Consider the following 17,377-nt stretch of genomic DNA (forward strand, 5'->3'; position numbering starts at 1 on the left):
ACGCGGGACGCAATCCGCATGCCATGCGCGGAACCGGACCGGACTCGGCGATCGACGTCAACGCGCCTACAATGTCGGTTTTACGTTTTGATCTGAGGAGCAACGCATGTCGACTGTGACGACCGAATCCGGCCTGAAGTACGAAGATCTCGTGGAAGGCACCGGCGCCGAAGCCGTGGCCGGCAAGACCGTGACCGTGCATTACACGGGCTGGCTGACCGACGGCCAGAAGTTCGATTCGAGCAAGGACCGCAATGACCCGTTCGCGTTCGTGCTGGGCGGCGGCATGGTCATCAAGGGCTGGGACGAAGGCGTGCAAGGCATGAAGGTCGGCGGCAAGCGCAAGCTGACCATTCCGCCGCAACTCGGCTACGGCGTGCGCGGCGCGGGCGGGGTGATTCCGCCGAACGCGACGCTCGTGTTCGAAGTCGAACTGCTCGAAGTCTGAGTTACACCAAAGTATTGTCATGAGCCACGCCGCCGTCGCCGCCCCCAACGTTTCGCTGCGCTGCTATGGCGCGATCGAAGCGTCGGACGTGCACGACTTCCACCAGGTCGTGCTGGGGCTCGACGGCGCAATGGTGATGGCGGTAGACGGCGTCGCCGAGCAGATCGACGCCGGCTCCGCATGGCTGATCCCGGCCGGCGCGCGGCACGATTATGCGGGTGTCGGCACGAACCGGCAGCTCGTGCTCGATTTGCCTGCGGCGTCGCTGGCGGTGCCCGAGCGGTTGTTCGAGCGCGCGCGCGCCGTGGCCGTTGATCCGTCGCTCGCACAGCTCGTGCACGCGATTGCCGCGCATGCTGCGGGCGGCGTGGGCGAAGCGCAAGGTAATGCCTTCGGTCACCGTCGCTTTCATTGGGATGCCGCGGCACGCCTGGGCGCCGCGCTTGTCGCCGATTCCGGGGCACTTGCCGGTGTGCAGAGCGAAGGCGTTCGTCTCGATTTCGCGCGCATCGACCGCTGGCTGCGCGCGCATCTGTCCGAGCCGCTGAAGATCGCGGACCTCGCCGCGCACTGCGGCTTCGGCATGCGGCGTTTTCATCAATTGTTTATCGATGCGTTCGGCGAGACGCCGCATCGCTATTTGCAGCGGCTGCGGCTCGACACGTCGATCACGCTGCTTGCGGACCCGCGTCTTTCGTTGACCGATATCGCGCTCGAGATCGGCTTCGGCGATCAGAGCGCTTACACGCACGCCTTCACGCGGCGTTTCGGGCTGCCGCCCGGGCAGTGGCGCGCGCTGCGGCACTGAGCGCGGCGGAGGTGGCGCGGAGGGCTTTGAGGGCTTTGAGGGCTTTGAGGCCATTTGAAGCCTGTATGCCGCGCACAGGCTTCGCCCTGCCTGTCAGCTTTCGAGCCCACATTGCAGATCCGCACGGATATCGCCCGCGTTTTCAAGCCCCACCGCAAGCCGGATCAGACCTTCGCTGATGCCTGCCGCCGCGCGCGCTTCGGGCGTAATGCGGCCGTGCGTTGTCGTCGCCGGATGCGTGATCGTCGTACGCGTGTCGCCCAGGTTGCCGGTGATCGAGCAGACCTTCGTGCCGTCGATCACGCGCCATGCGTTCGTACGCATCTGCTCGGGCGTGTCGCCCTTCAACTCGAACGACACGATCGCGCCGCCCAACTTCTGCTGACGCATCGCGAGCGCGTGCTGAGGATGCGATTCGAGCCCCGGATAGAACACGCGATTGACGGCCGGATGCGAGTCGAGCCAGCGCGCGATTTCGAGCGCATTCGCCGACTGCTTCTCGACGCGCAGCGACATCGTTTCCATGCCTTTCAACAGTACCCACGCGTTGAACGCGGACAGCGTCGGCCCGGCGCTGCGTACGAACGGAAACACCTTTTCCATGATGATTTTCTTCGAACCGACCAGCGCGCCGCCGAGCACACGACCCTGGCCGTCGAGGAACTTGGTCGCCGAATGCATGACGACGTCCGCGCCGAGCTTCAGCGGCTGCTGCAACGCCGGGCTGCAGAAGCAGTTATCGACGACGAACAGCGCATTCGCGGCCTTCGCGATCTTGCCGATCGCTGCGATATCCGACACTTCCGTCAGCGGGTTGGAAGGCGTTTCGAGGAAGAACATCTTCGTTTCGGGACGCACCGCTTCGTTCCACGCGTTCAAATCAGTCGGATCGACGAACGTAGTCGTTATGCCGAACTTGCTGAAGATCTGAGAGAACATGCCGAGCGTCGAGCCGAATAGCGCCCGCGAGCTAACGAGGTGATCGCCCGCCTGCAACGTCGACATCACGACCGACATGATCGCGGCCATGCCCGAAGCCGTCGCGATGCAGGCCTCGCCGCCTTCGAGCGCGGCCAGACGGTCCTGGAACATCGAGACGGTCGGGTTCGAGAAGCGCGAGTACGTGAAATAGTCCTCGGAGTTCCTGAAGCGTTCGGCGGCGTCCGCGGCGCTCTCGAACACGAAGCTCGAGGTCAGGAAGATCGCTTCCGAGTGCTCGTTGAAATCGCTGCGCACGGTGCCCGAGCGAACGGCCAGCGTGTCGAAGTCAAAGTCGTGGAAGTCGTCCATGTTGGTTCTGGTCTCCAGGTTTCCGTGGCTGCTTTCGTGGCTAAATGAGGCAGCAACAAAAAAGCCCGCTTTTGCGTCGGCATAAGCGGGCTTCATGTGCGGGGAGGTTGGAGCCAGGGCGGACGACCGTGGCGTTCCGCCCTTCGCTTTAGCTGTTTCGGGTTGCCCCGCGTCCGCAAGCCGAGATCAAATCGACGCAAGCCAACGTGTTGATACGCTCGTGGCGCGGTGTGTATGCTCAACCCACCGACAGTTGCAGATGCAGCTGCGAACGCGCCGGGCCGCCACCGTCGATCGCTTCGCTCGCGGCATCGCGATCCGATTGCGACGACGGCGCGAGACGCGCGCTTTCGATGCGGTCGAGGTATTCGGTCGTGATGTCGCCGGTCACGTAGTTGCCGTCGAAGCACGAAGCCTCGAATTCCTTCAGCGCCGGATTGATATCGCGCACCGCCTGCTTCAGCGCATCGACGTCCTGATACACGAGGTGATCCGCGCCGATCATGCGCGCAACTTCCTCGTCCGAGCGGCCGTGCGCGACCAGTTCGCCGCGCGTCGGCATATCGATGCCGTAGACGTTCGGGAATTTCACCGGCGGCGCCGCCGACGCGAAAATCACCTTGTTCGCGCCCGCATCGCGTGCCATCTGCACGATTTCATGCGACGTCGTGCCGCGCACGATCGAGTCGTCGACGATCAGCACGTTCTTGCCCTTGAACTCGATGTTCATCGCGTTCAGCTTCTGGCGCACCGACTTCTTGCGCACCGCCTGCCCCGGCATGATGAAGGTACGGCCTACATAGCGGTTCTTGAAGAAGCCCTCGCGATACTCGACGCCGAGCTTCTTTGCGACCTGCATCGCGGCCGGGCGCGACGAATCGGGAATCGGCATCACCACGTCGATTGCGACGTCGGGCAGCTCGCGCCTGATCTTCTCGGCGAGGTAGTCGCCCATGCGCAGACGCACGTTGTAGACCGGCACGCCATCGAGCACCGAATCCGGACGCGCCAGATACACGAGTTCGAAGATGCAGGGGTTCAGGCTCGTGGTCGTCGCGCATTGCTGCGAATGCAGTTGGCCTTCGGTGTCGATGAAAATCGCCTCGCCCGGCTGCACGTCGCGCACGAATTCGAAACCGATGCCTTCGATCGCCACCGATTCCGACGCCAGCATCCACTCGACACCCTCTGCCGTTTCCTGCTTGCCGAGGCACAGCGGACGGATGCCGAACGGGTCGCGGAAACCGAGCAGGCCGTAGCCGGCGATCAGCGAAACGATCGCGTACGAGCCGCGCACCCGGCGATGCACACCCGACACCGCCTTGAACAGCGCGGCCGGATCGAGCTGCAGACCCGAGCTCGATAGTTGCAGCTCGTGCGCGAGCACGTTGAGCAGCACTTCGGTATCGGAATTGGTGTTCACGTGGCGGCGATCGATGCGGAACATCTCATCTTTCAGCTGCTGCCAGTTGGTGAGGTTGCCGTTATGCGCGAGGATGATGCCGAACGGCGCGTTCACGTAGAACGGCTGCGCTTCTTCTTCGCTCGACGCCGAACCGGCGGTCGGGTAACGGACCTGGCCGATGCCCGTCGTGCCCGGCAAGCCGCGCATGTTGCGCGTGCGGAACACGTCGCGCACCATGCCATTGGCCTTGTGCATGTGGAAATTGCTGCCGTTCGCCGTCGCGATGCCGGCGGCGTCCTGACCGCGATGCTGCAGAAGCAGCAGGCTGTCATAGATCAGCTGGTTGACCGGGGAGTGGGAAACTACGCCTACGATGCCGCACATGGCATGTCCTTCAAAGGTACGAAATTCGTGATGGCGACCGGTGCCTGCGACCGCGCCCGCGCTTTCATGCGACGGGACGCGCTACGACGTCAAGGCAGCCGGTATGCGCCGGAGTCCTGTTGCGCATTGCTCGGGACGCCCGAATCGTCCACATGGACGTAAGCGGCGAGCGCCTCGGGGAGCAGCGGTTTCATTGCGCGCACGCCCGCAACCGCATACGGACGAAGCAGCGCGTTGCGCCAGAATTCCTCTTTGGGCAGTTCGGTCAAGCCTGCGAGGGCGACCAGAATCAGCACCAGAACGACCCCACGCACGAGGCCGAACATCAAGCCGAGCGAGCGGTCCGCACCGCCCAGTCCCGTGACCTGCACGAGGCGGCTGAGCAGCGCGCTCACCACGCTCGTGACCAGCACTACGCCGATCACCACGAGCGAAAAAGCCAGCAGCCACTGCGTCAACGCGCCGCCCGGCCAGGTAGACGGGATATACGGGACCACGTAGCCCACGAGCTCGCAAGCGATGAAAAACGCCGCGACCCAGCCGATCAAACCAAACACTTCCGAAAGCAAACCGCGCCAGGCGCCTCGCAGCGCCGACAAACCAATCACCGCCATTACAGCGTAGTCGAAGGCAGTGAACATCGCTCGCTTACTGTGCGCTGCTGCCGTTCGAGCCCGACACGAGGCCCGCCTCGCGGACCTTCGCGACAGCGGCGGTGGCCGCGGCGCGGTCGGCGAACGGGCCCGCACGCAGCAATGTCAGCGTCGAGCCGTCGGCTTGCTTCCTATGTTCCGTATATGTGGGCACGCCTGCCGCTTTCAACTTCGCTGCCCAATTGCGCGCGTTCGCTTCGTTCGAGAAGGCGCCGAGCTGCACCGCGAAACGGTTGCCCGGCGGCGAGGCCGGGGTGCCGGAGTTCGCGTGGGCGCTGGCGGTGGCCGTGTTCGCTTCGTCGTCGGTCGACGCCGACGGTGCGGTGGCGGGTGCCTTCGTCTGTTTGGCGGGGGCAGCAGGCGCGGTGTTGGCTGCGAGCGACTGCGTTTGCGGCTTCGCGGCGGGTTTCGGCGTCGCGGCGGTAAGAGCGCCAGTTGCGGCGGAGGGGGTCGCTCCTTGTTTCGCTGCGGTCGATTGCGTCGATTTGGCGGCGGAGGCCGAGGCTGCCGCCGTGGTCGCCGCGCTCGTTGCCGGCGCGAGGCTGGATGCAGCCACGCCCGTGTCGGCGGCCGTCGGATTGTCCGGCGCGACGCCGGCCTGCACGTCTTCGTTGTCGGTGGATCTGGAGAGCTTCGGCGCGGGCCGGTTCGGAATGTCGATCGAGATGTCGTCGGTGACGGGCTTGGGGTGCGAGTCCAACACCATCGGCAGGATGATCACCGCCGCGACAACCAGTGCGATTGCGCCGACGAGCCGGCGGCGCGCGCGCTGCTTTTCAGGCAGCGTGGGGTCGAGCAGCATTGCATCTGCATCGACGGTGCGCTCGGTGCGGCGGGTGCGCCGCTCGACGCGTTCGCCCCGGGCGGCCCGATTGGAACTGGTGTTTGCGCCGCGCCGGCTGGGCGCGTCGTCTTTCTTGCCGAACGAGAAAATTCCCATGAATCGCTTGGTTCGAGCCTGGTGCCCGCTCAGTGTTGCTGCGATTTCCGGTAGGCCATCACACCCGCTACCGTATAGAAACTGCCGAAGACCACGATTCTATCATTCTCTGACGCACGTTTTAGCGCGTCCTGGAAAGCCAGCGCCGGCGTTGTGTAACGCGTGACGCTGCTGTCGGCGCCGTCTTCCACGCCCAGCTCGCGCAACACGGTTTCGAGCTCTTGCGCGAACGCAGCGCGCGGGGTCGGCAGATCGGTTACGCACCAGTGATCGATCTCGCCTTTCAGATGATTGAGCACGCCGGCGATGTCCTTATCACGCATCGCGCCGAACACCGCGTACGTGTACGGGAAAAAGCCCATGTTGCCGAGGTTCTGCCCGAGCACCGCGGCGGCATGCGGATTGTGGCCGACGTCGAGCACGATGGACGGCTTGCCCGGCAGCACTTGGAAACGACCCGGAAGATCCACGTTGGCGATGCCGAGCCGGATGTCCTGCGCGGACACCGGCAGACGGTCGCGCAAAGCTTCGAGCCCGGCCAGCGCCGCCGACGTGTTGATCAGCTGATTCGCCCCGCGAAGCGATGGATACGCGAGCGCCGAGCGCCGCAGCGTCGGGCCGACATAGCTCCACTGCTGTCGCTCGCTGCCGGCCTGGCCTTCGTAACGGAAATCGCGGCCGAACAACCACAATTGCGCGCCGATCTTTTCCGCGTGATCGATCAACGATTGCGGCGGCACCGGGTCCGCGCAAATCGCGGGCTTGCCGGGACGGAAGATACCGGCCTTTTCGAACGCGATTTTTTCGCGCGTGTCGCCGAGATAGTCGGTGTGGTCAATATCGATGCTCGTGATGATCGCGCAGTCGGTATCGAGGATATTGACCGCGTCGAGACGGCCACCGAGGCCCACTTCGAAAATCACCGCGTCGAGGCCGCGCGACGCGAACAGGCTCATGATCGCTAGCGTCGTGAATTCGAAATAGGTCAGCGTGACCGGTTTGGCGAGGCTCTGGCGCGCGGCTTCGACGGCTTCGAAGTGCGGCAGCAGATCTGCGTCGCTGGCCATTGCCCCGTTGATGCGCGCGCGCTCGTTGAACGACAGCAGATGCGGCGACGTGTGGCAGCCGACCGTATAGCCCGCGCGCAGAAGGATCGCTTCGAGAATCGCGCAGGTCGAGCCTTTGCCATTCGTGCCACCGACCGTAATGATCGGGCACGCAAACGATAGCTGCATCGCATCACGTACCTGGGAGATGCGGCCCAAACCCATGTCGATGCCGACCGGATGCGCAGATTCAAGGTGCGTGAGCCACGCGTCGAGAGTGGGGAATGTCGTCATCGGGTGAATCTTGAGTGGGTCGCGGTTCGGTTCTGCAGTGCTGCGAAGGGTGCTGGTCAGGCGGTTGCGGTTGCGGGTCGCCGGTCATGGGCGTAGGCCGTTGCGCGGTTTATGCGCACAAACCCGTGCCTTGAGCCGCGCCAGCTTCGGCTTCGACCGCTGCCGCATCGCAGGCGACCGCAATTATCCTGGAAATGACAGCGCGCCGCTTGATTGCTCACGCGGCGCGCTATTTTTTGATTGCTTCTCTGGCTCCGCCGCGTCTTCGACAGCGCGGCGAAAGAGCGGCAAATGCGGTGCTGCCCGGCTTTTACGCGACCGCGTCCGCCGGCTGATGGCTCAACAGCGCCAGCAATTGCGCGATCTCTTCGCGCAGCTTGCGACGATCGACGATCATGTCGATCGCGCCCTTTTGCAGCAGAAACTCGGCGCGTTGGAAGCCTTCCGGCAGTTTCTCGCGCACGGTCTGTTCGATCACGCGCGGACCAGCAAAGCCGATCAGCGCCTTCGGTTCGGCGATCACGACGTCGCCGAGGAATGCGAAACTCGCGGACACGCCACCCATCGTCGGGTCGGTCAGCACCGAAATGAATGGCAGCTTGGCTTCCGCCAGCTTCGTGAGCATCGCGGTGGTCTTTGCCATCTGCATCAACGACAGCAAGCTTTCCTGCATCCGCGCGCCGCCCGAAGCGGTGAAGCAGATGAACGGCACTTTCTGTTCGAGCGCGTTCTGCGCGCCGCGCGCGAAACGCTCGCCGACCACCGAACCCATCGAGCCGCCCATAAACGAGAACTCGAAGTTCGCCACGACGACCGGCAGCGTGTGAATCGCGCCGCCCATCACGACCATTGCGTCGGTCTCGTCGGTTTCGTCCATCGCCTCTTTAATGCGCTCAGGGTACTTGCGGCTATCTTTGAACTTCAGCGCGTCGACCGGAACGATTTCCTGGCCGATTTCGTAGCGGCCTTCCGGATCGAGCAGACCGTCGAGCCGCTCACGTGCGCCGATGCGCATGTGATGGTCGCACTTTGGGCAAACATGCAGATTGGCCTCGACGTCGTTGCGATACAGCACGGCTTCGCACGACGGGCACTTGATCCACAGGCCTTCCGGAATTCCCTTGCGGTTTTTCGGGTCGGTTTGTTTGATTTTTGGCGGCAGCAGCTTATCGAGCCAGCTCATAGGGAATCCTTCTGGGTCAGCAGTCGCGCGAACGGCGGGACGAGCCCGCCGCTCACGTTACCGCGACAAAAAATAACTGTTATCGGGCATTCGCGAGGCTATCGAGCGCCTCGCGCACCTCGGCAATGAAACGCGTGAGCGTCTCGGCAGCGGCGTCGGGCGCTGCCTGTTCGAGCAATTGAACGATACGGCTGCCGATCACGACGGCATCGGCCACCTCGCCCACCGCACGCGCCGTTTGCGCGTCGCGAATGCCGAAACCGACGCCCACCGGCAGGGGAACGCGCGACTTGATGGCCGGGATTTTACTCGCGATGCTGGAAACGTCCAGATTTGCGGCGCCGGTGACTCCTTTCAGCGACACATAGTAGACGTAGCCGCTGGCGATGCGGCCGACTTCGGCGATACGTTCGTCGGTTGAAGTCGGCGCGAGCAAAAAGATCGGATCGATCCCGGCAGATTGCATCTGTTCCGCGAAGTTTGCGCACTCTTCAGGCGGATAGTCGACCACGAGCACGCCATCGACACCGGCTTCCTTCGCGGCTTTTGCGAAGGCCTCGGCGCCCATTCGCTCGATCGGATTCGCATAGCCCATCAGCACGACCGGGGTTTTGTCGTCGGCTTCGCGGAAGCGTTTGACGTCGGCCAGCACATGGCGTAGCGACACGCCCTTCGCGAGCGCGCGTTCAGACGACTGCTGAATGACAGGACCATCTGCCATTGGGTCGGAAAACGGCACGCCAAGTTCGATCACATCGGCGCCGCCGGCGGCGAGGGCGTGCATGAACTCAACCGTGCGCGCCGGGTCCGGATCGCCAGCAGTCATGAACGGGATCAAGCCTTTCTTACCTTGGGCGGACAGCGTGGCAAACGTGTTCTTGATACGGGACATGGAAGTACTCTCGAATTAGGGCCATTGCGCGCCCATTGCCGGGCGCTTTTCAGCGAACTTAGCGGCAAATCTCGCGCTTTTCACTGCACTTCGGTCGACGGCTGCACTTTTGGCCTGGCTCGGGTCCGACGGGGCGCAGCAGGCGTAGCGGCGGCGCTGACGCGCTCGCGCGCTATCGCGCAATAGCTCTCGTTGATCTCATAGCCGACGAATTCGCGCTGATGACGGGCGCAAGCGACTGCGGTAGTGCCGCTGCCCATGAATGGGTCGAGCACGCGGCCGCCCTTCGGGCAGCTGGACAGTACCATCCGCTCGACGATTTCCAGTGGTTTCTGGGTTGGGTGCGCAACGCGCTCGGCGTGCTGCCGATGCAGACGCGAAACCGACCAGACATCCTTCGGATTATAGCCAAGCTCCAACCACTTGCTTCCTTCGAACAACTTTCGCGAACGGGCCTTCTTCGTGACTGCATCGTACGGGATGCGGACGGGATCGAGGTCGAAGAAATAGTCCTTCGACACCGCGAAAAAACCGATGTTGTCGTGCACTGACGTGAAGCGGCGCGTCGTGCCGCCCATACTCGGAACGCGCCGGTCCCAGATGATTTCGTTGACCATCGTGAGTTTCGTCTTCAGGAAACTGAAGATTTCCGGCGCGTATTGCCAGGTGCAGAAGATATAGAGCGACCCTGTTGGCTTGAGCTTCGGTACAGCTAGCTCTAGCCAGCCTCGCGTCCAGACGAGAAATTCCTCGCCCGTGCGCATGTCCGAGTCGTTGCCATAGTCCTTCCCCAACCCATAAGGCGGATCACAGACGATCAGGTCGATCGACCCATCGGGAATGTTCTCTACATCGGTTAGAAAATCGCGATTCAACAGCTGAATGCCGGCCGGCACCTGCGCCAGCAGCGGTGCGGATGCCGCGGCCGCCGGGACTTCGGCGGCCGGATTCGTGGATTCAATCGCCGGCTGCGGCTCGTCGAACTCGTCACGCATCGTCGCGGCTCAGAACTGGATACCCGATCGCTCGGCGACCGTGTGCATGTCCTTGTCGCCGCGGCCCGACAGGTTGACCAGCAGAATCTTGTCTTTCGACAAGGTCGGCGCGAGTTTCGTAGCGTAAGCGAGCGCGTGGCTCGACTCCAGCGCAGGAATAATGCCCTCGATGCGGCAGCAATCGTGGAACGCCTTCAGGGCTTCTTCGTCGGTGATGCCTACGTATTGAGCGCGATTGCTCTCTTTTAGCCACGCATGCTCGGGGCCGACGCCCGGGTAGTCGAGGCCTGCCGACACCGAATGGGTCTCGATGATCTGGCCGTCTTCGTCTTGCAGCAGATACGTGCGGTTACCATGCAACACGCCGGGACTACCGCCGATCAGCGATGCCGCGTGACGCCCCGTTTCGAGGCCGTCGCCGGCCGCTTCGACGCCGACCAACTGCACGGGACTATCGTCGATATACGGGTAAAAGATCCCCATCGCATTCGAACCGCCGCCAACGCACGCGATGATGGCGTCCGGCTGGCGGCCAGCGAGTTCTGGCATCTGCATGCGGCATTCGTCGCCGATCACGCGCTGGAAGTCGCGCACCATCATCGGATACGGGTGCGGACCCGCAACCGTGCCGATGATGTAGAACGTGTTTTCGACGTTGGTGACCCAGTCGCGCATCGCTTCGTTCAGCGCGTCCTTCAGCGTGCGCGACCCCGATTCGACCGGCACGACCGTCGCACCAAGCAGTTTCATGCGATAAACGTTCGCCGCCTGGCGGTGCACGTCCTCGGCGCCCATGTAGACCACGCACTCCATACCGAAGCGCGCGCAGATCGTCGCCGTGGCCACGCCGTGCTGACCCGCACCGGTTTCCGCGATCACGCGTGGCTTGCCCATGCGCTTGGCGAGCAGCGCCTGGCCGATTACGTTGTTGATCTTGTGCGCGCCGGTGTGATTCAGGTCTTCGCGCTTCAGATAAACCTGCGCGCCGCCGAGCAATTCGCTCCAGCGCTGGGCGTGATAAATTGGGGACGGGCGACCCACGAAATACTTCAATTCGCGCTCGTATTCGGCGACGAACTCCGGGTCTTTCTGATATTTCTCGTACGCTTCACGCAACTCGTCGAGTGCGGAAAACAGCGTTTCGGCGACGAACACACCACCAAATTGGCCGAAGTGGCCTCTTTCGTCAGGCAAGTTATACATGGTGATCACTCTTCTCAGGATGGCTCGCGGCTTTCATCGGAAAGCGCCCGCGAGCCTGAATCATTCAGCGTCCGCAGCGCGCACCGCGCGTACGAACGCCGCCATCCGGGCGTGATCCTTCACGCCCCGGGCGCCCGCTACTTCGATGCCGCTCGAGACATCGACCGCGTACGGGCGCACGCGATGGATCGCATCACTGACGTTTTGCGCGTTCAACCCACCACTCAAAACGGCCCGATGCGCGAGCTCTGCTGGAATAAGTGACCAATCGAAAACCTTCCCACCGCCGCCGTAGCCTTCGACATGGGTGTCGAACAGAAGACCACTGGCTGCTGAATAGTTGAACGCCGATTTTACCAAATCGGCCGATCGAGTATCCGCCGCAACCCGCAATGCGCGCAACCAAGGCAAACCCGCAACGCCGGCGAGCGCCTCGCACTGCTCAGGCGTCTCGTCGCCGTGGAACTGCAACAGCGTCAGGTTCACGTTGCTCGCGACTTCGTGAACCCATTCCGGCGTCGCGTTGACGAACAGACCGACGACCGACACGAACGGCGGCACCTCATGCACGAGTTCGACCGCTTGCGCGACGCTCACCGAGCGCGGGCTCGGCGGATAGAACACGAGGCCGATCGCGTCGGCGCCGAGGTCGATCGCGTGTGCGATGTCGACGGGTTTCGATAGTCCGCACAGCTTGATGCGCGTGCGATGTGGCACGCCTTGCAAGGCGGTGGCGTCGGTCTGAATGGCGGGGTTCTCTGCTGCTTTCATGTTTCCGGTTGTTCGGTCCATACGCTGCTCCACGGCACGCTGCCCGTCGCCGGGTCGGGCACGCCGAATTGCTCAGGATAGCCCACTTGCGCGAGGTATAAGCCGTCGGACATGAAGGTCGGCGCCGCGCAATCGCGGCTACGGCTCGCGAGCACGTCGGCCATCCACGCGGCCGGGCGGCGGCCGCTGCCGATTTCGATCAGACAGCCCATCACGTTGCGCACCATGTGATGCAGGAACGCGTTGGCGCGGAAGCGGAAATGCACGAAGTTACCCTGTCGTTTGACGTCGATCTGGTACAGGTGTTTGAACGGCGTCTTCGACTGGCATTGCGACGAACGAAACGCCGAAAAGTCATGCTCGCCGATCAGGTGCCCGGCGGCCGAGCGCATCGCTTCGACGTCGAGTGGCGTGTGCATCCAGCCGGCGCGCGTCGTGAGCATCGGCGAGCGAACCGGACTTACGTACAGCACGTAGTAATAGGTCCGCTCGAATGCCGAAAACCGCGCGTGAAAATCGGCGGGCATCGGCTTGGCCCATTGCACGCCGATCGTCTTCGGCAGAAACGCATTTGGGCCGCGCACCCAGGAGATGTCGAGGCGATCAAGGTCGGTGTCGAAATGCACGACCTGGCCCAAGCCGTGCACACCGCGGTCAGTGCGGCCGGCGACCACCGTCTGCACGGGCGTGCGCGTGAATTCGCGCAGCGCCCGTTCGAGCTCGTCCTGTACCGTGTTGCCGTGCGGCTGCGACTGCCATCCAGCGAATCCGGCGCCGTCGTATTGCACGCCTAATGCGATGCGCTTCACGACAGCGGTGCGAGAGTCGAAAGCAACGCGCGGGCTTCGGTGCGCGTGGCTGGATCGTTCGCTTCGATCACTTCGTTGATGAGCGCGCGCGCGCCCGCCAGATCGCCGAGCTCGATGTACTCGGAGGCCAACTCCAGCTTGTTGCGCGCGATGCGGCCGAGATCGGCCGGTGTGAAGGCCGGCAATGGCTGAGCCGGGCTCGGCGGCAACTCGAGGTCGAAGTCGAGCTTCAGCGCGCCGAAGCCGGCCGCGCCGAGGCCCGCGACGGCGCCGTGGCCGGCTGTGCCGGCGGCGATCTCGTCGGCGATGTGCGGGGCGTCGTCGTCCGCGCCATGGACGCCGAAGGCCTGCTGTGCGGTCGTGTCGGGCGATGCGACCGGTTGCGTCGACAGCGACGTGGAAGGCTCGGCTTCGCCGACGGTGGGCACGTCGATGCGCGGTGGCAGCGGCATGTTGAGGCTGCCGAACGCGTCGACGGCCTCGCGCGGGAACTCCGTCGGTGCGGACGGCGCGGGTTCCGTCGGCACGGGGATGTCGCTGAACGGCTGACCGAACGACGTGGTGGGGCGCGGTTCGATCTGATGTTGCGTGAAATCGATCACTGGGGGTGGAACGTTCAAGGGGGACTGCGGTTCGGCCGTCGCGGTGTGCGACGCTGTCGAGGGCGGTTCCGCGGCGCTTGGGCTCGGGGTTGTCGTCGTGCCTGTCGTTTTCTCTGCGGTCGGACTTTCTGTGGATTGCTCGTCCCATTGCAGGCGATGCGCGTTCTCGTCCTCCGTCGCGGCGCTGACCGGTTCGAGCGGTCCCAGCGGCAACGCGTCGGCGCCGAGTTCTGCCGCGGCGGCGAGATTGGCGGCCGTCGCGGCGGAGCGAAGCGTCTCGTCATGGGCGGGCGCGACCGCCGGTGGTTCGCTGGACAGTTCGCTTTCGCTGGGTAGCGGGATGCTGGCGAGTGGCGCCGTCGGTGCAGTAGGTTCGGGCGTGCCTGCTTGCTGTGCCGCCTGTTCTTCTGCGGCGCGCTCGGATGCGCTGCGTTCTGCTGCTATGCGTTCCGCTTCCGCATGTTCGGCGGCGACGCGTGCTGCTGCTTGTTCGGCTGCCGCTTGTTCCGCTGCTGCGCGTTCCGCCGCGGCGTGTTCTACGGCCGCTGCTCGCTCCGCTGCCGTCTGTTCGGCTGCTGCACTTTCCGCTGCGGCTTGCTCGGCTGCTGCGCGTTCCGCAGCCGCACGTTCCGCTGCGGCGCGCTTGGTCGCCGCCTCCTCGGCCACCGCGCGCTCCGCTGCTACCCGCTCCGCAGCCGCGCTTTCTGCCGCTGCCTGTTCGGCTGCCGCACGTTCCGCAGCCGCATGCTCTGCTGCTGCGGCCTGCCGCGCAACCTCTTGGTCTTGCGCGTCCGATCCTTTCGTGACCGCCGCCTGCCCCGCCGCCGCGCCGCCATTGCGCGAATCGGCCTCACGCGCGGATCTCGCCATTTCTGCATCAGTTGCCTGGGCAGCCCGTGCCGCGGCCTCTTTATCGCGCTTGCGGCGACCCATGCGCAGAGCAGCGAGCAGAACGATCAGTGCCGCGCCCACGGCCGCCGCGATGCTCAAATCGCGCTGAGAGATGCCGCCCTCATTCGACGGCGACGTCGTCACATCCGCGCGCTCGGGCGCCACGGCCACGGTCGCCGCGGAACCTGCCGGTGCCTGCTGCGCAGCGCTCGTCGGCGTTGGGCCTGAAGCGACGGGCGCCCCGCCGATACCATGCTTCTGCAACTCCATCAGCACGCGGTTTTTCAGCGCCAGCAATTGCTGCAGACTCGACACCTGCGGACGCGGCTGCGAAGCCGCCTGCGCGGCCGCGGCCGCCGGTGCAGTCGCGGTCGCTACCGACGGCGCTTGTCCGGCGGGCGCGCTCGCCCCCGGTTGAATCGATCCGGCCCATTCTTGCGTGCCACTCGTCGCCACCGGCGGCGAACCGGCCGCTGGCGCGGACGAAATCGCACCGCCCGCCGCCGCGCCGGTCGATACCGCCGCGCTGGCCGCGCCGGAAACCGTGGGTGCGGCTAGCGTCGTCGCTTGAGCCGCCGCGCTGGCCGCACTCGCGGCGGCGGCGTTGACCTGCGCGACTGCACTCGCCGTGCTGGCGGCAGCCGCCGCCGCGGCCGGCGCGGCAGTCGGCGCGGAAGCGGGCGCAGCCGCCGTCGACTCCGACGCCCCTGCCGCGGCCCCAGTCGACGAAGCCGCCAAGGCCCCCGACGCATCGAGCGCCGGCACGATCAACACCGCTCCTACACGCATCCGGCTCGGATCGTGGTTCATGAACGCGGCCGGATTCGTGTCGAACAATGCGCGCGTAGCGCGCGCGAGTACCGCCCGGTCATGCGACTGAGTAACAGCGATCGCGACATCGTTCAGCGACTGCCCTGCGTGCACGGTGTACTGAGAGCCCGCAGCAACAGCAGCGACAGCGGTAGTGGAACTGACAGCGGAAGCGGCATCCGGCGCGCTCGTGGCACTAGCCGGCGCGGCAAGCGCATTGCCCGCGCCACCGCCGAGCAGCGCAAGGACGAAAGCGGCACAAGCGGCCATCGCCGCCGGACGGCTGCTGAATCGCACCTTCTCGTGACGAATGGACATAGCCCGAAGAGCGGAGCGTCGAAAGTTCATCGGGACTCCTGGCGCGTCAGCGCGCAGCCTTTTTTGCGAGTGGAAAGAGACAAGATGATCGGAGCACACAATGAAAAAAGCGCCGCGCAAGCGCGACGCTTCTTGAGTTGTCTACGCGTCGTGAGCGCGTAGTTTACTTTACTTGTCGAGCACAATGCGAAGCATACGACGCAGCGGTTCAGCCGCGCCCCACAGCAGCTGATCGCCGACCGTGAAGGCCGACAGATACTCGCCGCCCATCGCGAGCTTGCGCACGCGGCCGACCGGCACCGTCAGCGTACCGGTGACAACCGCCGGGGACAGATCGCGCATCGACGCTTCGCGTTCGTTCGGCACAACCTTGACCCAGTCGTTGCCCGACGCGAGGATGCCGTTCACTTCGTCGAGCGGCACGTCCTTGTTCAGCTTGATCGTGAGCGCTTGCGAATGGCAGCGCATTGCGCCGATCCGCACGCACAGACCATCGACGGGAATCGAACCCGGCGTGCCCATGGCCGGCTTGCCGAGGATCTTGTTGGTTTCCGCGCCGCCCTTCCACTCTTCCTTCGACATGCCGTTGCCGAGATCCTTGTCGATCCACGGAATCAGCGAGCCCGCGAGCGGCACGCCGAAGTGGTCGGTCGGCATGCTGTCGCTGTTCATCGCTTCGAGCACGCGGCGGTCGATGTCGAGAATCGCCGAAGCCGGGTCTGCCAGTTCGTTCTTCACCGCGGCGTGCAGCGTGCCCATTTGCGACAGCAATTCGCGCATGTTCTGCGCGCCCGCGCCGGATGCGGCCTGATAAGTCATGGCCGTCATCCAGTCGACGAGGTTTTCGCGGAACAGGCCGCCCAATGCCATCAGCATCAGGCTGACCGTGCAGTTACCGCCGATGAAATTCTTCTGGCCTTTGACGAGCGCGTTCTTGATCACGTCGAGGTTGACCGGATCGAGAATGATGACCGCGTCGTCCTTCATGCGCAGCGACGATGCCGCGTCGATCCAGTAGCCGTTCCAGCCCGCCGCGCGCAGCTTCGGGAACACTTCGTTCGTGTAGTCACCGCCCTGGCAGGAAATGATCGCGTCGCACTTCTTCAGGTCGTCGATGCTTGTCGCATCTTTGAGCTTGGTCTCGTTTTTGGCGAACGAAGGCGCGTTGCCGCCCGCGTTGCTGGTGCTGAAAAACACCGGTTCGATCAAGTCGAAATCGCCTTCCTGCTGCATACGTTGCATCAGGACGCTGCCGACCATGCCGCGCCAACCTACGAGACCTACGTTCATGACTTCATACCCTTCGAATGGAAACTTCCCCGCATCTTTGCCCGCAGTGACCGCGCGGGGAAGATGGGCGGGCACGGCGGACGATCAGCGCTTCGTGATCGTTTTCGGGGTAATGGTTTTGATGGTAATGGCGAACTCGATCGCACGGGCCGTTGTGCCGTGCATTTTGGAAATCGAGGAGATTTGGGAGATCCGAGCCATCGCAAGAATATACACGAAAACGGAAAACTGGCGGCGTTCTTCGCCGTATGACGCGCAAATCGGCCTGTTTCAAGGCCCGATTCGCGTTTTTAAAAGGCCGGTACCGTTGACCTGACCACCGCATGCCCTCGCTCTGCGAGCGCA

Annotated in this window: 16 protein-coding genes; 3 read left to right on the forward strand and 13 right to left on the reverse strand. The window is 64.1% G+C overall.

Annotation, left to right across the window (positions count from 1 at the left end; genetic code table 11):
- Positions 1-106 precede the first annotated feature (106 nt).
- Together OKW44_RS12225 and OKW44_RS12230 are read left to right on the forward strand one after the other, a co-directional pair.
- Entirely contained in the window at positions 107-448 is a 342-nt protein-coding gene (locus OKW44_RS12225) for an FKBP-type peptidyl-prolyl cis-trans isomerase (RefSeq protein ID WP_018424138.1), read from the forward strand.
- Positions 449-467: 19 nt separating this feature from the next.
- Complete coding sequence (locus tag OKW44_RS12230) at positions 468-1,256, forward strand: AraC family transcriptional regulator (RefSeq protein WP_018424137.1); 789 nt, start codon at positions 468-470, stop codon at positions 1,254-1,256.
- A 93-nt stretch (positions 1,257-1,349) separates the two neighbouring features.
- On the opposite strand, the gene OKW44_RS12235 is transcribed toward OKW44_RS12230, so the two are convergent.
- The 13 genes from OKW44_RS12235 to asd all read right to left on the reverse strand — a co-directional run bounded on the left by OKW44_RS12235 (position 1,350) and on the right by asd (position 17,032).
- Positions 1,350-2,546, reverse strand: coding sequence for an O-succinylhomoserine sulfhydrylase (locus OKW44_RS12235; protein WP_018424136.1), 1,197 nt, complete (start codon positions 2,544-2,546; stop codon positions 1,350-1,352).
- A gap of 238 nt (positions 2,547-2,784) precedes the next feature.
- The gene (gene purF, locus OKW44_RS12240) at positions 2,785-4,335 is read right to left on the reverse strand and encodes an amidophosphoribosyltransferase (RefSeq protein ID WP_018424135.1); all 1,551 of its coding nucleotides are present in this window, start codon (positions 4,333-4,335) and stop codon (positions 2,785-2,787) included.
- 89 nt (positions 4,336-4,424) lie between these two features.
- Complete coding sequence (locus tag OKW44_RS12245) at positions 4,425-4,976, reverse strand: CvpA family protein (protein ID WP_018424134.1); 552 nt, start codon at positions 4,974-4,976, stop codon at positions 4,425-4,427.
- Between the two features lie 7 nt (positions 4,977-4,983).
- The gene (locus OKW44_RS12250) at positions 4,984-5,928 is read right to left on the reverse strand and encodes an SPOR domain-containing protein (RefSeq protein ID WP_018424133.1); all 945 of its coding nucleotides are present in this window, start codon (positions 5,926-5,928) and stop codon (positions 4,984-4,986) included.
- 29 nt (positions 5,929-5,957) lie between these two features.
- A complete protein-coding gene (gene folC / locus OKW44_RS12255; RefSeq protein ID WP_018424132.1) occupies positions 5,958-7,268 on the reverse strand; it encodes a bifunctional tetrahydrofolate synthase/dihydrofolate synthase in 1,311 nt (436 codons plus the stop codon).
- A gap of 310 nt (positions 7,269-7,578) precedes the next feature.
- Positions 7,579-8,451 carry an acetyl-CoA carboxylase, carboxyltransferase subunit beta gene (gene accD, locus OKW44_RS12260; protein WP_018424130.1) on the reverse strand — a complete coding sequence of 291 codons (873 nt, stop codon included), beginning with the start codon at positions 8,449-8,451 and terminating at the stop codon, positions 7,579-7,581.
- A gap of 79 nt (positions 8,452-8,530) precedes the next feature.
- Positions 8,531-9,343: a tryptophan synthase subunit alpha gene (gene trpA, locus OKW44_RS12265; protein ID WP_018424129.1), complete on the reverse strand. Its 813-nt coding sequence runs from the start codon at positions 9,341-9,343 to the stop codon at positions 8,531-8,533.
- An 80-nt stretch (positions 9,344-9,423) separates the two neighbouring features.
- Positions 9,424-10,338, reverse strand: a complete 915-nt coding sequence (locus tag OKW44_RS12270; RefSeq protein ID WP_018424128.1) for a DNA-methyltransferase — start codon at positions 10,336-10,338, stop codon at positions 9,424-9,426.
- 9 nt (positions 10,339-10,347) lie between these two features.
- Positions 10,348-11,541: a tryptophan synthase subunit beta gene (gene trpB, locus OKW44_RS12275; RefSeq protein ID WP_026226465.1), complete on the reverse strand. Its 1,194-nt coding sequence runs from the start codon at positions 11,539-11,541 to the stop codon at positions 10,348-10,350.
- A gap of 60 nt (positions 11,542-11,601) precedes the next feature.
- The gene (locus OKW44_RS12280; RefSeq protein WP_018424126.1) at positions 11,602-12,312 is read right to left on the reverse strand and encodes a phosphoribosylanthranilate isomerase; all 711 of its coding nucleotides are present in this window, start codon (positions 12,310-12,312) and stop codon (positions 11,602-11,604) included.
- Entirely contained in the window at positions 12,309-13,121 is an 813-nt protein-coding gene (gene truA, locus OKW44_RS12285; protein ID WP_018424125.1) for a tRNA pseudouridine(38-40) synthase TruA, read from the reverse strand. Before truA ends, OKW44_RS12280 begins: the two co-directional genes overlap by 4 nt.
- Positions 13,118-15,772, reverse strand: a complete 2,655-nt coding sequence (locus OKW44_RS12290) for a FimV/HubP family polar landmark protein (RefSeq protein WP_026226464.1) — start codon at positions 15,770-15,772, stop codon at positions 13,118-13,120. The genes truA and OKW44_RS12290 overlap by 4 nt, the downstream gene beginning before the upstream one ends.
- A 138-nt stretch (positions 15,773-15,910) precedes the next feature.
- Positions 15,911-17,032 carry an aspartate-semialdehyde dehydrogenase gene (gene asd, locus OKW44_RS12295; protein WP_026226463.1) on the reverse strand — a complete coding sequence of 374 codons (1,122 nt, stop codon included), beginning with the start codon at positions 17,030-17,032 and terminating at the stop codon, positions 15,911-15,913.
- On the opposite strand from asd, the gene OKW44_RS12300 reads away from it, so the two are divergent.
- Positions 17,031-17,348: a hypothetical protein gene (locus tag OKW44_RS12300; protein WP_162634088.1), complete on the forward strand. Its 318-nt coding sequence runs from the start codon at positions 17,031-17,033 to the stop codon at positions 17,346-17,348. The two genes, asd and OKW44_RS12300, sit on opposite strands and share 2 nt — an antisense overlap.
- Positions 17,349-17,377 lie beyond the last annotated feature (29 nt).

Source organism: Paraburkholderia lebeckiae, assembly GCF_050436325.1.
Taxonomy (GTDB): Bacteria; Pseudomonadota; Gammaproteobacteria; order Burkholderiales; family Burkholderiaceae; genus Paraburkholderia; species Paraburkholderia tuberum.

Coding starts and splice junctions, on each gene's coding strand:
- OKW44_RS12225 (WP_018424138.1), top strand. CDS start 107: ATGTCGACTGTGACGACCGAATCCGGCCTGAAGTACGAAGATCTCGTG.
- OKW44_RS12230 (WP_018424137.1), top strand. CDS start 468: ATGAGCCACGCCGCCGTCGCCGCCCCCAACGTTTCGCTGCGCTGCTAT.
- OKW44_RS12235 (WP_018424136.1), bottom strand. CDS start 2,546: ATGGACGACTTCCACGACTTTGACTTCGACACGCTGGCCGTTCGCTCG.
- purF (WP_018424135.1), bottom strand. CDS start 4,335: ATGTGCGGCATCGTAGGCGTAGTTTCCCACTCCCCGGTCAACCAGCTG.
- OKW44_RS12245 (WP_018424134.1), bottom strand. CDS start 4,976: ATGTTCACTGCCTTCGACTACGCTGTAATGGCGGTGATTGGTTTGTCG.
- OKW44_RS12250 (WP_018424133.1), bottom strand. CDS start 5,928: ATGGGAATTTTCTCGTTCGGCAAGAAAGACGACGCGCCCAGCCGGCGC.
- folC (WP_018424132.1), bottom strand. CDS start 7,268: ATGACGACATTCCCCACTCTCGACGCGTGGCTCACGCACCTTGAATCT.
- accD (WP_018424130.1), bottom strand. CDS start 8,451: ATGAGCTGGCTCGATAAGCTGCTGCCGCCAAAAATCAAACAAACCGAC.
- trpA (WP_018424129.1), bottom strand. CDS start 9,343: ATGTCCCGTATCAAGAACACGTTTGCCACGCTGTCCGCCCAAGGTAAG.
- OKW44_RS12270 (WP_018424128.1), bottom strand. CDS start 10,338: ATGCGTGACGAGTTCGACGAGCCGCAGCCGGCGATTGAATCCACGAAT.
- trpB (WP_026226465.1), bottom strand. CDS start 11,541: ATGTATAACTTGCCTGACGAAAGAGGCCACTTCGGCCAATTTGGTGGT.
- OKW44_RS12280 (WP_018424126.1), bottom strand. CDS start 12,312: ATGAAAGCAGCAGAGAACCCCGCCATTCAGACCGACGCCACCGCCTTG.
- OKW44_RS12290 (WP_026226464.1), bottom strand. CDS start 15,772: ATGAACTTTCGACGCTCCGCTCTTCGGGCTATGTCCATTCGTCACGAG.
- OKW44_RS12300 (WP_162634088.1), top strand. CDS start 17,031: ATGACTTCATACCCTTCGAATGGAAACTTCCCCGCATCTTTGCCCGCA.
- asd (WP_026226463.1), bottom strand. CDS start 17,032: ATGAACGTAGGTCTCGTAGGTTGGCGCGGCATGGTCGGCAGCGTCCTG.